Origin of the sequence: Salipaludibacillus sp. CF4.18 (genome assembly GCF_051262595.1) — a bacterium.
Taxonomy (GTDB): domain Bacteria; phylum Bacillota; class Bacilli; order Bacillales; family Salisediminibacteriaceae; genus Salipaludibacillus; species Salipaludibacillus neizhouensis.
Genome location: NZ_JBIMEV010000023.1, coordinates 45,032 through 66,037 on the forward strand (window position 1 = coordinate 45,032; position 21,006 = coordinate 66,037).

General features: G+C 37.3%; 21 protein-coding genes. 17 read left to right on the forward strand and 4 right to left on the reverse strand.

All coding sequences use genetic code 11. From position 1 onward, the window contains the following. The first annotated feature begins 281 nt into the window (after positions 1-281). Positions 282-1,016 carry an HAD family hydrolase gene (locus tag ACHABW_RS14445; protein ID WP_435756040.1) on the forward strand — a complete coding sequence of 245 codons (735 nt, stop codon included), beginning with the start codon at positions 282-284 and terminating at the stop codon, positions 1,014-1,016. Positions 1,017-1,095: 79 nt separating this feature from the next. Here the strand turns inward: ACHABW_RS14445 and ACHABW_RS14450 are convergent, their stop codons facing one another. Continuing rightward, complete coding sequence (locus tag ACHABW_RS14450; RefSeq protein WP_435756042.1) at positions 1,096-1,269, reverse strand: hypothetical protein; 174 nt, start codon at positions 1,267-1,269, stop codon at positions 1,096-1,098. Between the two features lie 144 nt (positions 1,270-1,413). Here ACHABW_RS14450 and yutH point away from each other — a divergent pair, with 144 nt between their 5' ends. Both yutH and ACHABW_RS14460 read left to right on the forward strand, forming a co-directional pair. Beyond that, a complete protein-coding gene (yutH, locus tag ACHABW_RS14455; RefSeq protein WP_435756044.1) occupies positions 1,414-2,457 on the forward strand; it encodes a spore coat putative kinase YutH in 1,044 nt (347 codons plus the stop codon). 162 nt (positions 2,458-2,619) lie between these two features. Continuing rightward, entirely contained in the window at positions 2,620-3,603 is a 984-nt protein-coding gene (locus ACHABW_RS14460) for a 2-hydroxyacid dehydrogenase (protein ID WP_435756046.1), read from the forward strand. Between the two features lie 49 nt (positions 3,604-3,652). On the opposite strand, the gene ACHABW_RS14465 is transcribed toward ACHABW_RS14460, so the two are convergent. Then, positions 3,653-3,889: a NifU family protein gene (locus tag ACHABW_RS14465; RefSeq protein ID WP_110938928.1), complete on the reverse strand. Its 237-nt coding sequence runs from the start codon at positions 3,887-3,889 to the stop codon at positions 3,653-3,655. 162 nt (positions 3,890-4,051) lie between these two features. Between ACHABW_RS14465 and ACHABW_RS14470 the strand changes: the two genes are divergently transcribed. Then, positions 4,052-4,360 (forward strand): YuzD family protein, encoded by a 309-nt coding sequence (locus ACHABW_RS14470; protein WP_435756048.1) that lies wholly within the window; start codon positions 4,052-4,054, stop codon positions 4,358-4,360. A gap of 91 nt (positions 4,361-4,451) precedes the next feature. On the opposite strand, the gene ACHABW_RS14475 is transcribed toward ACHABW_RS14470, so the two are convergent. Then, the gene (locus ACHABW_RS14475; protein WP_110938930.1) at positions 4,452-5,522 is read right to left on the reverse strand and encodes an NAD(P)/FAD-dependent oxidoreductase; all 1,071 of its coding nucleotides are present in this window, start codon (positions 5,520-5,522) and stop codon (positions 4,452-4,454) included. Between the two features lie 244 nt (positions 5,523-5,766). On the opposite strand from ACHABW_RS14475, the gene ACHABW_RS14480 reads away from it, so the two are divergent. The 12 genes from ACHABW_RS14480 (at position 5,767) to ACHABW_RS14535 (ending at position 19,245) form a co-directional block, all read left to right on the forward strand. Further along, the gene (locus ACHABW_RS14480) at positions 5,767-6,003 is read left to right on the forward strand and encodes a YuzB family protein (RefSeq protein WP_110938931.1); all 237 of its coding nucleotides are present in this window, start codon (positions 5,767-5,769) and stop codon (positions 6,001-6,003) included. A 109-nt stretch (positions 6,004-6,112) separates the two neighbouring features. Beyond that, on the forward strand, positions 6,113-6,349 hold the full coding sequence (locus tag ACHABW_RS14485) for a hypothetical protein (RefSeq protein WP_110938932.1): 237 nt from the start codon (positions 6,113-6,115) through the stop codon (positions 6,347-6,349). 411 nt (positions 6,350-6,760) lie between these two features. Beyond that, positions 6,761-7,489: a FadR/GntR family transcriptional regulator gene (locus tag ACHABW_RS14490; protein WP_110938933.1), complete on the forward strand. Its 729-nt coding sequence runs from the start codon at positions 6,761-6,763 to the stop codon at positions 7,487-7,489. A 227-nt stretch (positions 7,490-7,716) separates the two neighbouring features. Then, complete coding sequence (locus ACHABW_RS14495; RefSeq protein ID WP_110938934.1) at positions 7,717-8,730, forward strand: mannonate dehydratase; 1,014 nt, start codon at positions 7,717-7,719, stop codon at positions 8,728-8,730. A gap of 27 nt (positions 8,731-8,757) precedes the next feature. After that, on the forward strand, positions 8,758-9,255 hold the full coding sequence (locus ACHABW_RS14500) for a tripartite tricarboxylate transporter TctB family protein (protein ID WP_435756052.1): 498 nt from the start codon (positions 8,758-8,760) through the stop codon (positions 9,253-9,255). Between the two features lie 12 nt (positions 9,256-9,267). Next, on the forward strand, positions 9,268-10,785 hold the full coding sequence (locus ACHABW_RS14505; protein ID WP_435756054.1) for a tripartite tricarboxylate transporter permease: 1,518 nt from the start codon (positions 9,268-9,270) through the stop codon (positions 10,783-10,785). A gap of 68 nt (positions 10,786-10,853) precedes the next feature. After that, positions 10,854-11,909 carry a tripartite tricarboxylate transporter substrate binding protein gene (locus ACHABW_RS14510; protein WP_435756056.1) on the forward strand — a complete coding sequence of 352 codons (1,056 nt, stop codon included), beginning with the start codon at positions 10,854-10,856 and terminating at the stop codon, positions 11,907-11,909. Between the two features lie 222 nt (positions 11,910-12,131). Continuing rightward, positions 12,132-13,070, forward strand: coding sequence for a 5-dehydro-4-deoxyglucarate dehydratase (gene kdgD, locus ACHABW_RS14515; RefSeq protein WP_435756058.1), 939 nt, complete (start codon positions 12,132-12,134; stop codon positions 13,068-13,070). Positions 13,071-13,105: 35 nt separating this feature from the next. Further along, a complete protein-coding gene (gucD, locus tag ACHABW_RS14520) occupies positions 13,106-14,569 on the forward strand; it encodes an alpha-ketoglutaric semialdehyde dehydrogenase GucD (RefSeq protein ID WP_435756060.1) in 1,464 nt (487 codons plus the stop codon). A gap of 112 nt (positions 14,570-14,681) precedes the next feature. Next, positions 14,682-16,052, forward strand: coding sequence for a glucarate dehydratase (gene gudD, locus ACHABW_RS14525; RefSeq protein ID WP_435756062.1), 1,371 nt, complete (start codon positions 14,682-14,684; stop codon positions 16,050-16,052). 303 nt (positions 16,053-16,355) lie between these two features. Continuing rightward, positions 16,356-17,879 carry a galactarate dehydratase gene (garD, locus tag ACHABW_RS14530; RefSeq protein ID WP_435756064.1) on the forward strand — a complete coding sequence of 508 codons (1,524 nt, stop codon included), beginning with the start codon at positions 16,356-16,358 and terminating at the stop codon, positions 17,877-17,879. Between the two features lie 34 nt (positions 17,880-17,913). Beyond that, positions 17,914-19,245: a hypothetical protein gene (locus ACHABW_RS14535; RefSeq protein ID WP_435756066.1), complete on the forward strand. Its 1,332-nt coding sequence runs from the start codon at positions 17,914-17,916 to the stop codon at positions 19,243-19,245. Positions 19,246-19,316: 71 nt separating this feature from the next. On the opposite strand, the gene mqnE is transcribed toward ACHABW_RS14535, so the two are convergent. Then, positions 19,317-20,411, reverse strand: a complete 1,095-nt coding sequence (mqnE, locus tag ACHABW_RS14540; protein ID WP_435756068.1) for an aminofutalosine synthase MqnE — start codon at positions 20,409-20,411, stop codon at positions 19,317-19,319. A 204-nt stretch (positions 20,412-20,615) separates the two neighbouring features. Between mqnE and ACHABW_RS14545 the strand changes: the two genes are divergently transcribed. Next, a complete protein-coding gene (locus ACHABW_RS14545; protein WP_435756070.1) occupies positions 20,616-20,966 on the forward strand; it encodes a HesB/IscA family protein in 351 nt (116 codons plus the stop codon). Positions 20,967-21,006: the final 40 nt, after the last annotated feature.

Here is a 21,006-nt window from a genome sequence, read left to right on the forward strand (position 1 = left end):
CTGGTTTTTTTGTGTTAAAAAGATTTTCTTATTCTGTTATTTGTCATATTCCCCATCTTTACTGTGGCTAATCGGCTTGATGCGGCAGCCAGCGATAAGCTCCAACAATAGTATATATCAAAAACTAATTGGGGAAAAATAAAGAATGTCCTTATAACAGTGATATAGACAATTTACTCCAATCGTTTTGATTTTAAAGAGGGAAGATAGACATAATAAGCAACGTAAATAGTGACTCAAACATTAAAACATAATTAGTTCTTTTGGAAGGGGTATTAAATTTGGAATCACAAACATTAATTTTTGATTTAGACGATACATTGGTTCACTGTAATAAATATTTTAAGAATGCAGTTGATGAATTTGTTGAACAAATACAAGAATGGTTTGACCATTTAAGCAAAGAAGAAATTAGAAAAAGGCAAATAGAAATTGATATAAAAAGTGTTAAAGAACATGGTTTACATTCTTCAAGGTTCCCTAAGTCACTTGCAACAACTTATATGTCTTTCTGCACAGAATGTGATAGAAATAATGAGAAGGAAAAACTACAAATAGTAAAAAATATCGGGAAAAGTGTATTTGAAATTGAGGTGCAACCATTTCCAGATATGTATGATGTCTTGAATACTTTAAAGGATGAAGGTCATTCTATGTACCTTTTTACTGGTGGAGATGAACCGAATCAAAATAGAAAAATTATGCAGTTAGAATTAGAAGAATACTTTAAGGATAATGTTTATATTTTTGAACACAAAAATGCAGATGCTTTACGTAAAGTAATAGAAGAAATTAAAATAACCCCTAAGTCAACTTGGATGATTGGTAACTCCCTAAGAACTGACATTCAGCCGGCGATTGATTTAGAAATTAACGCCATTCACATTCCCTCAGATATTGAATGGGCATATAATAAGAAGAACTTAGAAATCGAAACGGAGTTTAAGGGGAAATTTATTGAATTAAAATCTTTAAAAGACTTACCTAATTATATTAGGGAGCATGCCAATAGATGAAAAGACACCAAACCACAAAAGCAAAATGTGGTTTGGTGTCTTTTTAACCATTATGTAATTATTTCCATACCTTTTTAATTCATAGTAATCTTAAGTCAAAAAACTTAGGCTTTTTATGAGGACTTTTTCTACGTTCTCCACGCACATCCTTCTGTAATCCATAAACCAAATCGGCAATATCGGGAATTGTGACACCTCTTTCGGACAACCACCTTCTAGCTGTTTCTTCAACAATCATATGTTCCTGCGACATTCTTTCACCTACTTTTATAAGGTTTCACTGTTTTGTTAGTGTATTCAGATATGAAAAAGTTATTCTAAGGCAGGAGAACGTTTTGGGCGTTTGAATCATACGATAACCAGAGAAATGAGGAACAAGAGAAAGGGGAGAGTCTGAATGCTTGAAAGACACTTGTATGAACATTTTGGCATTCATCTCAAAAATGTTGAGCAGGCTGGAAATGATCTGATTATCTTTGATGAACAGGAAACCTATATTTTAAGACCATATCCGCAAACTCAAATTGTCCATTTAGAAGAGAGACTAAAAATGGCCGAACATTTTCAATCATTAAATCATCTGGGAATTGCCTATCCAATGAAGGCAAAAGGAGGGAGCACGCTTAATATAATAGACGGACAAGAAACGGTCCTTTTTCAATTGAAAACCGGGTTAAATAGGGAACAGCAAATTCAAGAAAAATCAAAGGCAAAAAAACTTGCGCAGTTTCATTTGGATGGAGAGAGCTATGTGTCCACATCGAAACAGGAGAATGCTACCTGGACATCTTGGAGAGAAAGATGGATCAAACGGTTAGAGCAGTTAGAGAGCTGGTATGTAAAAATAATGAATGAGCCAGTTAAAACAGCATTAGATACTGAATTTATTCTGACGTTTCCTTATTATTTAGCAATGACAGAAAATGCGATACAAATGGTCACTGAAATGATAAGTATGAAGCCCTCCTATTATCCTGACGGCAACGGACGTACAGTATGCCATCATCGGTTTCATGAAAATAGCTGGTTAAAGACAGATAGCCTAAATGTATCTGATGTAAAGTTCCCAACCGACTTTGTGTGTGATCATTTTACGCGAGATATAACGGAATACTTACGACATATAGCAAAAAATGAACAAGTGCTGCAAGAAAAGATCGATCGGGCGAATCGGTTTATTAAAAGATACCATTCAGTAAAGAATTTAGTAGAGTGGGATGGATATATCATTGTCTCAAGGTTGCTTTTTCCTGCACAATACTTTGATGTTTTAGAAAAATATTACCAGGCTATTGATGACAAAACAAGATCTGAAATGGAAACAAAGTTTGTAAACATGGTTACTAATTCTGAGGATTATGAAATATTTATTCAGCATATATGTTCCTTGTTTTTCACAGCCAAAGATCCATCTATATTACCCGAGTGGTTGATTAATTGAGGCTCTTTCAACCAACAGGGAATTAGTTTTTGCAACGGAAAGAACTCTCCTTGGAAGAAAATCTTGAATAAACGAAGATTACTTTAAAATAAATGAGAGATATGGCCAAATTAAGATATACTTGCATCAGAAGTATTTTTAAATAGGAGGCCAGATTAGTATATGACAAAAGTATTTGTTACGAGGTGTGTTCCTGAAGAATCATTACGCGCATTGAAGACAGTTGCAGAAGTTGAAGTATGGCCGGAAGAAGAAATGCCAGTCCCAAGGGAAGTGTTGCTTGAAAGGGCAAAAAAAGCGGATGGGTTACTAACCATGATGTCTGATCAAGTAGATGAAGAATTATTGAGTGTGGCTAGCAATTTAAAAGTTGTAGCAAATATGGCTGTAGGTTTTGATAATATTGATGTTGAAACAGCATCTGCAAAAGGAATTGTTGTCTGCAACACTCCAGATGTACTTACAGACACAACGGCTGATCTGACTTTTATTTTGTTAATGGCAACTGCTAGACGCATCCTTGAGGCAGCCGATTTTGTAAAGCATGATAAGTGGAAAAATTGGGCGCCAATGCTTTTAGCCGGGAGTGATATTCATCACAAAACACTTGGTATATTTGGAATGGGCAGAATTGGAGCTGCTGTGGCTAAACGGGCATCAGGATTTGATATGAAGGTTTTATATCACAATCGATCTCGAAATCAACATATAGAAGATACACTTGGAGCAGAATATGTTCCGTTTCAGGAGTTACTTTCTCGTTCAGATTTCGTCGTTTGTTTAGCCCCTTTAACCAAGGAGACAAAAGGAATTTTTCATGAAGGTGCTTTTCAGAGCATGAAACGATCAGCATTTTTTATTAATGCTTCAAGAGGAGGTCTTGTAGTAGAGGAAGACCTGGAAAGAGCGCTGCTAAACAAGGAAATTGCAGGAGCAGGCTTAGATGTTTTTGAGGAGGAACCCATTTCTAATAAGCATCCATTATTGACTCATCCAAATGTCGTTGCTTTGCCCCATATCGGTAGTGCCAGTGTGGAAACACGGCTTAATATGGTTTCTCTGGCAAGCCAGAATATTGTTGATGTATTAAATGGGGACAAGCCTAAAACTATTCTCAATCCTGAAATATGGCGTACTGAATCATAAAAAAAGAGTTCTGACAAATAATTGTCAGAACTCTTTTGCATATATTGTCTTAGAATACTTGTTCTAATTCAGTTACACCAGGTACTTCTTCTAAGAGTGCGCGCTCAATACCAGCTTTTAAAGTAATTGTTGAACTTGGGCATGAACCGCAAGCTCCCATAAGACGAACTTTTACAACTCCGTCTTCGATATCAACTAGTTCTACGTCTCCACCGTCACGAAGAAGGAATGGACGTAATTTATCGAGCACCTCTTGAACTTGTGAATCCATTGTTTCTGTAGTCATTTTGCAACACTCCTTTCTTTAATATCTATTATAGTATCTTTTTCGAAAAAAATCCATGATGATGACTTAATTTTTATGTCATTTTTTCTATTAGAAGGCAGGGTTCATAAATTTAATTTTAGGCTTATGATAAAATGTACGTATGTGGAGGGGATTGAAGATATGGTTGTTATAAAAATAACGGTATATGGTGCAGAAATAAAGTGCGCTAGTTGCATCCATTTACCAAGTGCTTATGAGACGAAAGAATGGTTAGAGGCTGCAATTAAACGTAAATTTCCTGAGATGGCAATTGACATACACTATTGTGACATTGAAAATCCAGTAACAAAGGAAGAACATTCTTTTTCGGATAAAATTGAAGAAGAAGAATATTTTTATCCACTTGTCGTTTTAAATGGTGAAGTGGTGGCAGAAGGAAATCCTAAATTAGCAACTATCTTTAAAAAAATAGAAGAAATTAGTTTATAAAATAAAAAAACGCGCTATGGCGTTTTTTTTGATTTTTATATTCCTAAGTGATGGTGGTAGTCGTTTTACTTCGACTATAGATTAGCTTTGATTAGTGACCGGAATGGTTTTTATACATCCATAACACACCGGATTTTAATACTCTTGGTACTCGACCGGTGAGAGACTTTTCTCCCATTAGTCCAAAGCCATGTTTTTTACCTAGGGAGCCTAAAACGCCTTTTAGTTTAATTTTAGGCATTTCATCAGGATAAGGTTCGTCATTCCACTTTTTTAAGAGGAGCATAGCTACTTGCTCAGCCTGGGCTTCCGCTAATTGAGCACTGGGTGCATGACTGGAGGCGGCACAGTCACCAACAACGAATACATTATCATAATCCGGCAAATGGTGATATTTCGTAACGTGAGCTCTAGCCATATGATCTTTTTCAATGTCTAATTCGCGGACAATTTTATTCGCTTGAATTCCTGCTGTCCAAATAATAGCATCAGCTTCAATTGGCTCGTCATGATTGTAGAAGACATTCGACTCGACCTTGGTAATGTTTGCTCGATTTACTAATGTTACATTATTTTCGAGTAACCAATCAGTGACATAGTTGTAAAGTCTGGCTGGGAACATGGAGAGTATATTTTCCCCTCGATCGAGCAACATAATTTCAAGGTCAGGACGACTTTCCCGTAATTCACTGGCTAATTCAACGCCACTTAAACCACCGCCAACGATAGAAACCCTGCCCTTTGGTTTTACACCTTGTAAAACCTGGTACGTTTTTCGTGCTCTTCTCATCGATTGTATACTAAGCGTATTTTCATTGGCTCCAGGAACACCGTGGTATTTGTCTTCACAGCCAAGACTGACAATTAAATCATCGTATGGAATTAATTCACCATTTTCAAGTTCAATTTCGTTCGATTCAAGTTGAATTTTCTTTACGGTTTCAAACTTTAATTCTAGTCGGACATCATTTGGAAAAGACATTCTTAAGTGTCTATCCGCAACTGTTCCCGCGGCAAGCGCATAAAATTCCGTTTTTAAACTGTGATAAGCTTCTTTTTCAATTAATGTAATCGTAAAATCTTTGAAATCTTTTTCATTTAACAGCTTCTGTATCGCTCGAAGCCCACCGTATCCTCCACCTAAAACGATTAGATTTCGCACGGGCTTAACCCCCTTCGATCATAACAAAAAAAATAAACAATCCGAACGCTTATTTTTTTCTACATCGATATTATTGTGAGAAATTGTTGACAATCTAAATATATCAGTTTCCTGTGGATTCTACAATGGTTTTGGAAGCGGTTTTAATATTAATATAATAAAAATCAAGCTTGATTAATTGACAAAATTCAAGGACGAAGGTAGCATAGACGAGGAAAGTTAGCAATACAATGAGGTGATGAATGTGGGCCCAATCATTGAGTTTTGCGTAAGTAACTTAGCAAGTGGAACTCAAAAAGTTAAAGAAGAACTGGAAAAAGATCCTGATTTAGATGTGATCGAATATGGCTGTTTAAGTTTTTGCGGGCAATGTGCACGTAATCGTTTTGCATTAGTGAACGGAGAAGTTGTCACAGGTGAAACGAATGAAGAATTGCTGCAAAATATCTATACATTTATTGAAGAAAACCCTATGTTTTAGTATATCTAGCTTGCCATGAAATTCATGCAAGCTTTTTTTTTCAGAGCTAGGAGAAAACGTTAACTATTTATTAAAAGTTAGTAAAGCTTATTTATAAGGAGGACTTTCTTTGAAACCAATCCCTTTTGATCATACATGGCCCTACGAAAAACAAATGGGGGATATCTATTTAGCATCATGCCCATATTGTTCTACCGATAATGTATTGACAAATCTATCCTCTGCAGCTTTGGGACGAGCAAAAGAGCAGGTGAAAGTCAGAGTAAATATGCCTTGCTGTCATAAAACGATGATCGTATTAGAGGCTGACGAAGATTATTTTTGGACGACGGAGAAGTTAAGGTGAGGTCAGCATTTCATTAGTCAATGACTTATTCTCAAAAACAAAAAACGATGAATATAGAAGTTTGAGGTGGTTGTTCGCGTTTACATTGCAAATGTTGCCGATTTCATGGAGGGAAATGACCTTTGCTAAAAGTTTTGAAGGTTATCATAATAAAGGTAACTTAAAACGAAGGAAGGTTTTTATATGAGAAAACTTTTCAAAAAAATTGATGCTTTTTTCGATGAGGTTCAAGAGTTACGTAAACATGGAGAAAAAAATATGCAAGATAAATAAATATTGATTATTTCGCCTATCTCTTAAATTATGAGGTAGGCTTTTATTTTGAAAAAATATAAAGTATTTTAATGAAATTGTATATTTTTATGGAATATTGTCTTACAATTATAATTAATAACAAAGGAGGAAAAGAGTATGATAGATAATGATAAAAAAGGGATGGATATAAAATCGCTCAGTCGTAAATCGCTTTCTAAACAAGTAATGGATGAATTAATTGACCTGCTAATGACTGGGAAGTATAAACCAGGAGATCGTATCCCATCTGAATTTGAACTAATGGATATTTGTAATGTTAGCAGACCTGTGATTAGGGAAGCTTTGACATCTTTAGAGGTAATGGGGATTATTAACCGAAAAACCCGAAGTGGTAGCTTTTTTTCCGATAAAATAGGCAGCAAACCTTTTTCTATGATGCTTGCTCTTTCGGCCGGAGACCTTCCTTCTATCATTGAAATAAGAGTTGCACTGGAGCTAGGTTTAGTAACACTGGCAGCTGAAAAAATTACGGATGAAGAATTACGTATGCTAAGAGAAAATATTGAAAAAATGAGAACGTTACCAACAGAAGATTCTTCTGAAATTGATAAAGTATTTCATAAAATAATTGCTCATAGTGCCCAAAACTCACTTTTTGAAGGAATGATTGATCCATTGCAAAAGTTTCACCAAAAGGTTTTGGATCACATTCCTTTAGAAGATCGAAACTTGACTGATACGTTGAATTATCATATTGATATTTACAATGCGTTAGAAAAACGTGATCCGGTAGAGGCATATATAAGTATGTATCGTCATCTAGATTTCGTAAGGAAAAAAGCATTAAAAGGAATAGAAAAAAGCATGTTAAGCTCCGAAGAATAGATCATTGTGTTCTATTTTTCACCTTTTTAATAAAATTAAGAAAATTCAGTATTGACTTATTTTTTTAATTGTCTTACAATAAAATTATCTTACAGAGGGCTACTCAGTTTAAAGACTTTTAAAAACAATTAATGAAAGCGTATTCTTAAAAGTGTTTCACCGGTTAATATCAAAGGAGATTATAACAGGCCAACATAGAAAGAAACGGTCTGAATGGAGGAATAGTAATGATGAAAGTTTCTGTAACAACAACTAAATTTGACTTGTCGGATGGCGATCTAAAACAAATGTGTCAACTAGGAGTAGATTGCGTTGATTTTGGGACAGGTTCTTCGTTTCCGGGTGTAAAAGAACAAGGGTTTCCAGATTTGGATGCCGTTTTGAAAATGAAAAAACGAGTACGTTCTTTTGGTTTAGATGTTAATCGAGTGACATTACCTGATATTTCGCAAAAATTTATGAACGATGAAAAAGGTAGCGAGAAGGAATTAGAAAACTCTGTGAACTCGGTAAAGGTGTTTGGTGAAGCAGGTATTAAACTTGTTAGACAACGTTTCGCTGGAGATACTTTTAATTACATGACGAAAAGTTACCAAGCTCTTCAAAGAGGAGGAGCGATTGCTCGAGGAGAAAGCTTAAGTTTCCAAAAAGAACTGTTTGAAACGCCTACTTTGGAGCAGCATGAACAGTGGAGAAGTCGTTTCCGTGATGCATATTCCAAACTAGTTCCAGTTTGTGAAGAATATGAGGTGAACTTAGGAATGCACCCTTCCGATTCACCAAATCATGAAACGCCATTTGGTGGTTTAGGTTTCCGGCGAATAATGGATGAGTTTCCAAGCAAAAACGTAGGTTACATTTACTGTGTTGGAACAAGAGCAGAGGAAGGTGGAAGCCCATTAGTGTTAAATGAAATTAACCACTATGGCAGAAAAAATCGAATCTTTCTTGTTCATTTTCGTAACGTACGTGGATCGTTACCAACTGCAGGAGCTTTTGAAGAAGCCCTACTAGATGATGGTGATATGAACATGTATAAGATTCTACTAGAACTGAAAAAGGTTGGATACAATGGCTGTTTAAATCCTGATCATGTTCCAATGATGGAAGGTGATAACCCTGACCTTGATGGAAATTGGGCTCACTCCAATATAGGTTGGAGTTATGGAAGTGTAGGTTTTGCATACTCAATCGGATATATCAAGGCTTTATTAGCAGCACTAGTGGAATTTGAAGGATAGTTTTTCTTAAGATTGGGGGAGGCTGCGATGGTAAAAGAATATAAAGATATTTATGCAAGTGTTTTCTTACTAGTTGTATCAGTTATTATGTTTATTGCTACTTTTAGTATTCAAAAATTAACAGTATCTAAAATTGGTGCAGATTTTGCTCCGAAGTTGGTCGCTATTGGGATTTTCATACTTAGTTTAATTTTATTATTTAACACTATTAAACAAGTAAAAAATCCACAAGCTATCGTTGTCGATGATGAAGACGATGACGATGAAAAGGGGAATCAGCCAATTAGCAAGTTGTCTGTTTTAGGTACATTAGGCTTATTAATTGGATACGTTGCATTAATGCCTTTAATTGGTTTCCCAATTATGACAGCTATTTATCTGTTTTTACAAATGTATTTACTGGCAGAAAAAGCACATCGGAATATTACACTTTTTCTAATTATATCCGTTGTTTCTTCTGGGATAATCTATTATTGTTTCAAAACAATATTTCATCTAAGGTTACCATCTGGAATCTTAGGTTAAGGAGGTGTTTGAATGTTTGATTTATTTTTGGAAGGGCTTACATCAGTAATGACCTTTAAAACGATCCTGTTTATCCTACTAGGTGTAATTATGGGGCTTGTGTTTGGTTCAATTCCGGGACTAACAGCTACCATGGCCATTGCAATCACCTTACCTATGACATTTGGGATGAGTCAAATGGATGGGATGGCGATCTTGATGGGGTTATATATTGGTGGTGTATCAGGTGGTTTAATACCAGCAATTCTGCTGAAATTACCGGGAACTCCCTCATCCATTGCAACAACTTTTGACGGCTATCCAATGGCAAAAAATGGTGAGGCAGGAAAGGCCTTTGGATATGCGATCGTGTTTTCTTTCTTAGGTGGATTATTAAGTATCTTCATCTTGATGCTTGTAGCCCCACCATTAGCGAAAATTGCTCTCAAGTTTGGACCTTATGAATACTTCGCGATCACGATATTTGCTTTAACGATGATATCCAGTTTAGCTGGCAGTTCATTAGTGAAAGGTGTACTGGCTGGATTAATGGGAATTGGATTAGCGATGGTTGGTTCAGCACCAATTGATGCGTTTCCAAGGTTTACATTTGGATATAGCGGCCTTGATGCAGGTTTCAATTTACTTCCTGTTCTAATCGGACTGTTTGCAGTAGCGGAGATAATAAAAGCATCCGAAAGGAAAATCAAAAAAGAGAAATCAATCGAATATAAAATGAAAGGTTTTGGATTTTCACTGGTGGACTTTTTCAAACAGGGATGGAATGGTTTAAGGTCAAGTATCATCGGCGTTGCTATCGGAATATTACCTGGAATCGGTGGAGGAACCGCTAATATTATTGCTTATGTGACGGCTAAAAACCAATCAAAAACTCCTGAGAAATTTGGAAAAGGAATTCCAGATGGAGTTGTAGCTTCTGAATCAGCGAATAACGCTGCGATAGGAGGAGCACTTGTACCTTTGATTGCCTTAGGAATTCCTGGAGACACGGTGACAGCTCTTCTTCTTGGAGGATTAGTTATTCATGGGTTAACCCCTGGTCCATTGTTATTCCAGGATAATGGCGATGTTGTTTATGGGATTTTTATTGCACTAATTATTGCGAACATAGCTATGATAGCTTTCCTTTACTTTGGAATGAGATTCTTTACGAGAATTTTAAGTATACCTAAATATATTCTTTTACCAATCATCTTAGTATTATGTGTGGTGGGAGCGATTGGCGTAAACAACCGTATGTTTGATGCAGGAGCACTTTTATTATTCGGAATCCTTGGCTATTTAATGCTGAAATATAAGTTTCCAGTTGCACCTGTTATTCTTGGATTTATTTTAGGTCCACTAGTGGAAACAAACTTGCGAAGAGGACTTATGTACTCACAAGGCGATTTCTTACCTTTCCTTACACAACCAATTGCAGCAGTATTCTTAGGTTTAGCTGCCTTATCTATTATCTTAAAAATTAGAGATAATTATAAAAAGAAACGGAAAAAGTTGGAAAGTCTAGACAATATGAATAATGGTATTTAGTCTACATTGATTTTGATAGGGGGGTTACTCCCTTGTTAGAATATAAAAAAATTATAGGAGGGTTTATTATGAAATTAGTATTAAAACCATTGGTAGTATTGTTGGCTATTATGTTTCTAACTGCAATTATTATTGGGTGTTCGAATGAAGAAAGTTCTAGTGAATCGACGGGTAATACTGAGGAACCAGCAGAAGCAGAACAAACTGATGAGGCCGAAGAATCGGAAGAAACGAATGATAGTTCAGAAGATGCTGTCGATTACCCTACTGAACCAATAACATTTGTTGTTCCTGCTGGAGCAGGCGGCGACACGGATCTAAATGCAAGAACACTAGGTAAATATCTGGAAGAAGAATTGGGTCAACCTGTTGTTATTTCCAATGTTACCGGAGCTGGTGGTACTGTAGGAGCAAGAGAGGTTTTAGATGCCGAAGCAGATGGTCACACTGCATTATTCTTTCATAACTCCATGTTATTAAATAAAATTTTAGGTTTAGTTGATTTTAGCTATGAAGATATGAAACTAGCAGGAATTGCTGTACTAGATCAAGGAAATACATTTATGGTAAGTGCTGATTCTGAATTTGAAGACCTTCAAGATATGATTGAATTCGCTAGCGCTAACCCAGGAGAAGTTTCAATTGCCACTGAAGTTGGTGGACTTACACACTTACAACTACTAGCACTAGAAAAAGACCAGGATATCGAATTAAATATTGTGGATGTTGGTGGAGCAGCTGATAAAATTGCAGCTCTTCTAGGTGGACACATTGATATCGTTCCTACTTCTTTAGGGTTAGTAACAGAATATGTAGAATCTGGAGATATGAGATCTCTTGGCATTATGGCTGAAGATTCAGTCGACTTAATGCCTGACGTTCCGACCTTCAAGGAGCAAGGCGTTGATAGTAGTTTTGAAAAATTCTTCTTCTTAGGTTTTCCTGAAGAAACACCTGACGAAATTGTAGAAGCATTTTCAACGGCTCTTGAAAAAGTCGTAAATAATGAGGAATATGTAGCTGAGGCTAATAAATTCTTGGTTTCACCAACATACATGAATCCGCAAGAGGCATTTGATTACATGCAAGAAACAGAAGCTTACTACACAGAACTTTCTGAGTAAGAGGTTTTGATTGCAAGTCAAACTGAATGGGGCTCATGACATGGTTATGTTATGAGCCCAAACAGTTTTAGTTGGTAGGAATAGTTGTGAAAATTAAGTTTTAACGTTGACACATAAGTTCATTTGTCTTACAATTAAAACAATCATTGAATTGTAAGACAAATGAACAAAATAATTAATTAACATTAAAAGAACTTTTAAAATCGAAGGGAGTATTTGGTCATGACTAGTAAAAGAAAAGCCCCCACAGGAATTTTAGGTTTTCCAACAGCGCCATTAAATGAAAGCGGAAACATTGATGAAAAAGCATTAGCCATCAATATAGACTACCTAATAAGAGAGGGGCTAAGTTCTATCTTTATTGCTTGTGGATCTGGTGAGTTTCATGCAATAAGCAGATTAGAGTATCAGAGAATGGTAGAGGTTGCTATTGAAACTACAGATGGCAGAGTACCAGTTTACACTGGAGTTGGCGGAAACATTAAAGACGCTATTGAGTTACTCAGATTATCGGAAGACTTAGGTGCAGATGGGTATTTAATTCTTCCTCCATACCTTGTTAATGGAGAGCAAGAAGGTCTATACAACTACTACAAAACAATTATTCAAACGAGCGAACTAAATGCAATTCTTTATAACCGTGATAATGCAATTGTTAATTTAAATACATTACAACGTCTAGTAGATGAGTTCCCACAAATTGTTGCTCTAAAAGATGGCCATGGTGATATGGAATTAAATTTAGAATTGGTTCAAACAATCGGTAATCGTCTTGAGTGGTTGAACGGAATGCCTTTTGCGGAAATTACCATGCCTGCTTATGCAAACATTGGGTATAGCGCCTATTCCTCAGCAATGTCAAACTACATGCCACATATTTCAAAAATGTTTTACGATGCGTTACTTGAAGGCAATGAAGCTCTCGTCAGTGAAATATATGTTAATGTTCTGCTTCCAATTAACCGAATTCGAAAAGCAAGAAAAGGCTATGCTGTTTCTCTTATTAAAGCGGGAATGGAAATTCAAGGGTTTCCAGTTGCAAATACTGTTCGTCCACCTTGTATACCAGTTGAATCAGGCCATTACCAAGAACTGAAAAAGATAATTGTTTCAGCATTGGAAAAATATCCAGTTACAAGTGAACAAACTACTAATCTATAATTATGATTCATTAAATTTTGATAGGAGGAGTTAAAATGACAGTTGATACAAAAAAAGAAACCTATTTAAACTTTATAAATGGATCTTGGACGGCTTCTACAAGTGGTGAGGTTATGCCAAGTTTAAACCCAGCAAATAACGACGATATAGTGGGATATGTGCAAATGTCTACAAAGGAAGAAATAGACGATGCTGCTACAGCAGCAAAAGAAGCTCAAAAAAGCTGGAAGAAGCTATCGGGTAATGATCGTGGGGGGTTCCTATACAAAGCTGCAGATATTTTAGAAAGTAGACTGGAAGAGATTGCCGAGTGTATGACTCGTGAAATGGGGAAAACATTTCCAGAAGCAAAAGGTGAAACAGCTCGAGGAGTAGCGATTCTTCGTTACTACGCAGGAGAAGGCTTGCGTAAAGAAGGGGATGTTATCCCATCAACAGATAGCAGCGCACTCATGTTTACAAGCCGTGTACCATTAGGTGTTGTAGGCGTCATTACTCCATGGAACTTCCCAGTGGCGATTCCAATATGGAAAATGGCACCAGCACTCATTTATGGAAATTCTGTGGTTATTAAACCTGCACAAGAAACAGCTGTAACTTGCGCAAAAGTAATGGAGTGCTTTGAAGCAGCTGGATTCCCCGCAGGTGTAGTTAATATGGTTACAGGACCTGGTTCCGTAATTGGTCCAGCGTTGACAGATAATCCTAATGTTAACGCGATTACTTTCACTGGTTCAAATGGAGTTGGAAAAGTCATTGGTCAAGGTTGCTTAGCTCGTGGAGCAAAGTACCAATTAGAAATGGGTGGGAAAAATCCTGTTATCGTGGCTGCTGATTGTGACATAGATCTAGCAGTGGATGCAACAATAAGTGGCGCGTTTCGTTCTACTGGACAAAAGTGCACAGCTACAAGTCGTGTGATTATTGAAGAAGCAGTCTATGAAACATTTAAAGAAAAACTATTAAAGAAAACAGCTGAAATTACAGTTGGAGATGGCCTAAAAGAAGGAATATGGATGGGTCCGTCTGCAAGTGAAAATCAATTAAATACTGTGCTACATTATATTGAAAAAGGGAAAGAAGAAGGAGCAACTCTTCTTGCTGGTGGAAACCGCTTAAAGGGTGAAGGTTTTGACAGTGGATATTTCGTAGAGCCGACTATCTTTGAAAATGTTACTTCTGAAATGACCATTGCTCAAGAAGAAATATTCGGGCCAGTAATAGCTCTTATACAAGTAAACAACTTAAAAGATGCACTACACATTGCAAATGACGTTGATTTTGGCTTATGTGCTTCCATTTTCACAAGTAATATTCAAAACATGCTTTCATTTATAGAAGATATGGAAGCAGGGCTTATACGTATTAATTCAGAAAGTGCCGGTGTAGAGCTTCAAGCCCCATTTGGCGGTATGAAACAGTCTAGTTCACACTCGCGCGAGCAAGGTGAAGCTGCCAAAGAATTCTTCACATCGATTAAAACTATTTTTGTGAAATAAATATAAAAGAGGCTGGGTCAAAAAGATTTCCTTTTTGACCAGTCTTAGCTTAAAGAAGACAGTTTTAACAAATTTTTTGAAAAGATTATTTAACATACAGGGGTGATTCCATATGCAAATTCAACAAGTTACGAATGAAAAAGCAACCTCAACACCGGTAATTACGGAGCTACAAGTCATACCAGTTGCTGGACATGACAGCATGTTGCTTAACTTGAGCGGGGCACATAGTCCGTTTTTCACTCGTAATATAGTGATTTTGAAAGATAACTCGGGTAACTTAGGTGTTGGCGAAGTGCCAGGTGGTGAAAACATTCGACAAACGTTAGAAGATGCAAGGTCATTAGTCGTTGGTCAGTCAATTGGAAAATATAATAACATTCTTAACTTAGTAAGAAAACAATTTGCAGATCGGGATACCGCTGGACGTGGACAGCAAACATTTGATTTGCGTATTGCGGTACATGCGGTAACAGCACTCGAATCAGCTCTTCTTGACCTTCTTGGTAAACACTTGAATGTACCAGTGTCTGCGCTTCTTGGGGAAGGTCAACAGCGTGATAAGGTTGAAGTATTAGGATATTTATTCTACATCGGGGACCGCAACAAAACAGATTTACCTTACTTAAGTGATCCTAATGGACGAGATGATTGGGCTAGGTTACGTCATGAAGAAGCGATGACTCCAGAGGCAATTGTTAGATTGGCGGAAGCGGCTCATGAGCGATATGGTTTCAATGATTTTAAATTAAAGGGCGGTGTATTACGAGGTGAGGAGGAGATGAAGGCGGTTACAGCACTGGCTAGGCGTTTCCCCAATGCTCGAATAACACTTGATCCTAACGGTGCTTGGTCACTAGATGAAGCGATTAAACTTTGCCGAGGTCAACATAACGTACTTGCTTATGCAGAGGATCCTTGCGGAGCTGAGAATGGTTATTCAGCTCGTGAAATAATGGCAGAGTTCAGACGTGCGACAGGTCTAAAAACAGCTACCAATATGATCGCAACCGATTGGCGTCAAATGGGTCACTCCATTACTTTGCAATCTGTTGATATTCCATTAGCAGATCCACATTTTTGGACGATGCAAGGTTCTGTTCGCGTCGCACAAATGTGTCATGAATGGGGATTAACATGGGGATCGCATTCCAATAATCACTTCGACATCTCTCTAGCGATGTTTACTCATGTGGCTGCAGCTGCCCCTGGGGATATTACAGCAATTGATACACATTGGATTTGGCAAGATGGTCAGAACTTAACAAAAAATCCTTTTGAAATAACTGATGGGAAGATTGAAGTTCCACAAAGACCAGGTCTAGGCATTGATATCAATATGGAACAAATTGAAATCGCTCACAAGTTGTATCTAAAAGAAGGTTTGGGTGTTCGTGATGACTCTGTCGCTATGCAATATCTGATTCCAGGATGGGAGTTCAATAACAAACGGCCATGTTTAGTTAGAGACTCCGGCATATGAGATAAAATAGCGTAGTCGTAGGAGTAGACCGAAATTCGGTCTACTTTTCATTTAAAAGATAAGAATGCATAAATTTAATAAAAGACGCTATGCGTTTTTCTTAATTATTACTGTTTTCTTATAGGGTGTAGTTTTAATTAGTGCAAGGTGGTACTCGAATAAGTTCTAGCTGGACGTTTTCTGAGGCCAACGCTGGAGAAGGTGCTTTTCACTTCGACCATTTCCATAAAACAACAAGGTTTACGAAAACAGCCTGATTTTTTATTATAAATGTTAAAAACAAAATTTAAAAGGAGGATTTTTATGCCCTCGCGGATATCAGATGAGATTCCATTGTATATTAAAGTCAATTCGCATGACAACGTGGCAATTATAGTTAACTCCGGTGGTTTAAAGCAAGGAACGGTGTTTTCATGTGGTCTTACATTATTCGAATTTGTACCTCAAGGACACAAGACGGCTTTAGTGGATTTAGAACAGGGTCAAGCGATCATCCGCTACGGAGAAGTAATTGGGTTTGCTAAAACGCCTATTAAAAAGGGAAGTTGGATTAAAGAATCGCTAGTACAAATGCCAATTCCGCCTGAATTAGATAAACTTCCCCTGGCCAATAAAGTACCTGATGCTCAGCCACCAATAGAAGGTTATACCTTTGAAGGCTTTAGAAATGCTGATGGGAGTGCTGGAATCAAAAACATACTTGGAATAACTACTAGCGTTCAGTGTGTTGCTGGTGTACTTGATTACGCGGTTAATAAAATCAAAAAAGAACTCCTTCAAAACTATCAAAATGTTCATGATGTTGTAGCACTAAATCACACATACGGGTGTGGTGTTGCCATTAATGCTCCAGATGCTGAAATACCGATTCGCACGATTCAAAACATAGCTAGCCACCCTAATTTCGGAGGGGAAGTAATGATTGTGGGATTAGGGTGTGAAAAATTACAGCCAGATAGATTAGGTAATGAGGAAGATATTGTTTCACTCCAAAACCAACAAGGTTTTACAAACATGGTAAAAATGATTATAGACATGGCTGAGGAACGTTTAGAAATCTTAAATAAGAGAGAGCGGGTAACTTGTCCTGTTTCCGATCTAGTCATAGGTTTGCAATGTGGTGGGAGTGATGCCTTTTCAGGAGTAACAGCTAATCCTGCTATAGGATATACTGCGGATTTACTTGTTCGAGCTGGGGCAACCGTTTTGTTCTCCGAAGTAACTGAAGTGAGAGATGCGGTCCATTTATTAACCCCACGAGCTATAAATAAAGAGGTTGGTCAAGGGTTGATACGTGAAATGAAGTGGTATGATGACTATTTACAAAAAGGGAATGCTGACCGCAGTGCAAATCCTTCTCCCGGAAATAAAAAGGGTGGTTTGTCGAACGTAGTTGAAAAGTCGCTTGGTTCTATAGTTAAGTCTGGAAGTAGTCCTATTTCAGGTGTATTATCACCTGGAGAAAAGGCCACCCAAAAAGGCTTGCTGTTTGCTGCAACACCGGCGAGTGATTTTGTCTGTGGCACATTGCAGCTCGCTTCCGGTATGCATCTTCAAGTTTTTTCTACAGGGAGAGGAACGCCTTATGGATTATCAATGGCACCGGTAATTAAAGTTTCTACAAGAAATGCCTTATTAGAACAGTGGAGTGATTTAATTGATATTAACGCTGGCACCATAGCTACAGGCGAATCGACCATTGAGGATATTGGGTGGGAATTATTTCATTTCATATTGGATGTTGCAAGTGACCGTAAGAAAACATGGGCAGATCACTGGGGGATAAGCAATGACCTTAGCCTGTTTAATCCAACCCCAGTGACATAATATTTCGGTCTTCAAGAAAGGGGATGACAGCTGCATGCGCAGTTATCTCATTTTATCCATGTGTATCTTGTTTCTCATCCAATATTTTGCAAATATTGAATGGTTAGGATACTTGGTTGTCATCATGGCTATTTTATCATTTTTGGCAAGCGTATCCATTTCAAAGGGCTTTCCAAGAATAATAGGAATAACTATGATGGTAACCGGGATGATTTTAGAACTAAATAAAGGCGCAGGTTTTGAAGGAATAAGTCAAGGACTGCTATTAATTTTACCATTAATATGCCTTGTCACGCTGGCCCCACTTCTTTCACTTCCACTAAAACTAGGTGGATATTTTGATGCTGTTGATGCCTTACTGCGTAATTTATTACACCATCCTAGACAGTTATTTGCTGGTATTACTACAAGTTTATTTATATTAAGTCCAATATTAAGCTTAGGTTCTGTCCGGATTATAAGTGAATTTCTTACCGATATTAAACTTCCTTCTACAATGTCCGTAAAGGGTTATATGATCGGTTTTTCAACTGCAATCATGTGGTCACCATATTTCGCTTCTGTTTCTCTGGTGCTTTACTACTTAGAGATGCCTGTTGGGAAATATATTTTGTATGGGATCGGTTTATCCTTTCTATCTTTAATAGTTGGAAACATTCTTTTTGCTTTTTGGGAACGTAATCATCCTTTGAGTAAAAGTCATGATCCGAAAATTCCGCTAAATAAAAAACATCGTTTTAAACTGTTCCAACTAGGCTTTTTTGTCATAGTCTTGATGACAACATCCTTAACGATCGAATACGTCACAAAGTGGTCGATGATTGTGATAGTTAGTTTAATTTCTCTTTCGTTACCGATCATATGGGGAACAATAGCGAATGGATGGCACAGGCTAAGTACACTGCTAAAAGTATATCGTGATCAATCTGTCATGTTGATGAACAACGAAATCATGCTTTTCACAAGTGCAGGATTATTAGCTCATGCTATCCAGGGAACAGGCTTTGCAAATGCATTAAGTGAGTTTTTAACGATTTTAGCTAATCGATCGTTCCTATTGTTTGCCATTGCTGTGATGGTAATCGTGTTATCTATAACCTATGTGGGGATACATCAAATCGCCGTAGTTGCTGCGCTAGCTATGCAATTAAATCCAGAAGAATTAGGTATAACTACCTTAGCATTGGCGATGTTGCTTCTGTTAGCATGGTCAATTTCTTCAACCTTAAGTCCATTTTCTGGTTTAAATTTAATGGTCAGTCGGATTGTAGGCATCTCTGGTGTTCAAACCGGACTTAGAGCTAACGGCCTACATTTATCTATTCTGACTTTCTTAGGAATTAGTATAATTATGTTTATTAAATAGTCTGTAAGCCTAGCACAGCTCATTAAAAAGGATCATACCAATTGATTAGTCGGTATGATCCTTTTTAATTGTTAGTACCTCTTAATTTCTTTATAAAATGTATCTCTTTCCACTGGTTGTTTGTCAGCACCTTTGATCATATGCACCAGTTCTTCTCTAGTCATCCCTTGAGATGTCAAGGCTCCTGCAGAGTGAGAAATTCTTTCTTCGATAAGCGTCCCATGAATATCTGAGCTACCAAAGGAAAGAGCCATCTGTGTAAGCTGAGGACCGATATTAATCCAATACGCTTTAATGTGCTGAAAGTTATCAAGCATTAAGCGGCTAATTGCAATCGTACGAAGGTCGTCATAGGCAGATGTTCGACGTTTAAGACCTGCGTTGACACTTTTAGGTTGCATGGCTAATGGAATAAATACCATGAAGCCATTGGTCTTATCTTGAAGCTGTCGTAGTCTGTCCATATGAATAAGACGTTCTTCCTTTGTTTCAATTCCACCGTATAACATTGTTGCATGTGTTTTTAATCCTAGATCATGAGCAATTTCATGGGCTTCAAGCCATTCATACGTAGAAGCTTTATCTGGGCTCATTTTTGCACGGTAACGCTCTGTTAAAATTTCAGCCCCGCCACCCGGCAATGTATCTAATCCAGCGTCAATTAATTTTTCCAGTACTTCTCTCATTGTTAATCCTGCATGACGTGCAAAAAACTCGATTTCAGCACCCGTGTATGCTTTTACTGTCACTTGTGGATAGTGTTTCTTTAATGCTCTAATTGTGTCTAAATAGTAATCGAAAGGAACTTCGGTGTTGTGCCCGCCGACAATATGGAATTCCTGAATGTTATCATTCCAGCGATCCGCGACATATTTTAATAATGCCTCTTCGTCCATTGTATATGCGCCTTCTTCGCCGGGTTTCCGCTTGAATCCACAGAATGCACAGCTAGCTTCACATACATTGGTAGGATTTATATACATGTTTTCAATAAAATAAACGTTTTTGCCGTTTTTATTTTCGTTCACATAATTTGCTAGTTGAGCAATGCTTAGAATGTCCGTCGTTTTATATAGCTTTAGACCATCCTCAATAGAAAGCCTTTCTCCATTAATAACTTTTTCTTGGATGCCCTTTAAACTTTGATCCAGTAATACTGTACTCATTTTATCCCCTACCTTTTATATGTAATAATTGTTATTGTTATTGTCATTTCGGTTCACGAAACTCTCTTCCATCTTACCATCAATTTGCCAAGTGTGCCAAACAGTACTACCCAATCTAGGCAGGATATTCGAACAGGATTCTTGATGATAGGAGAATTAATCGTTATAATTAGAATTAGAAACAAACAGGTAGGAGGGAATTTAATGTTAAACATAACTGAATCAGCAGTAAGTCAAGTGAAAGCAATGATGGAAGCCGAAGAGAGTGCTAAATTTCTTCGCGTAGGTGTTCAAGGTGGAGGCTGTAGTGGTCTATCCTATGGTATGGGATTTGATACAGAAGCTGGTGAAGACGACACAACCTTTGAAACAGAGGGTATACAAGTATTAGTTGATAAAGAAAGCCTCTCCATGCTTGAAGGTGTAAAAATAGATTACAAACAAAATATGATGGGCGGCGGCTTTACATTGGATAATCCGAATGCGATTGCCTCATGCGGATGTGGTTCTTCTTTCAGAACAGCTAAGAATGCAGGAAAGCCCGAAAATTGTTAATAACCACTCATACAAAACTAGCCTTTCTATAGAAGGGCTA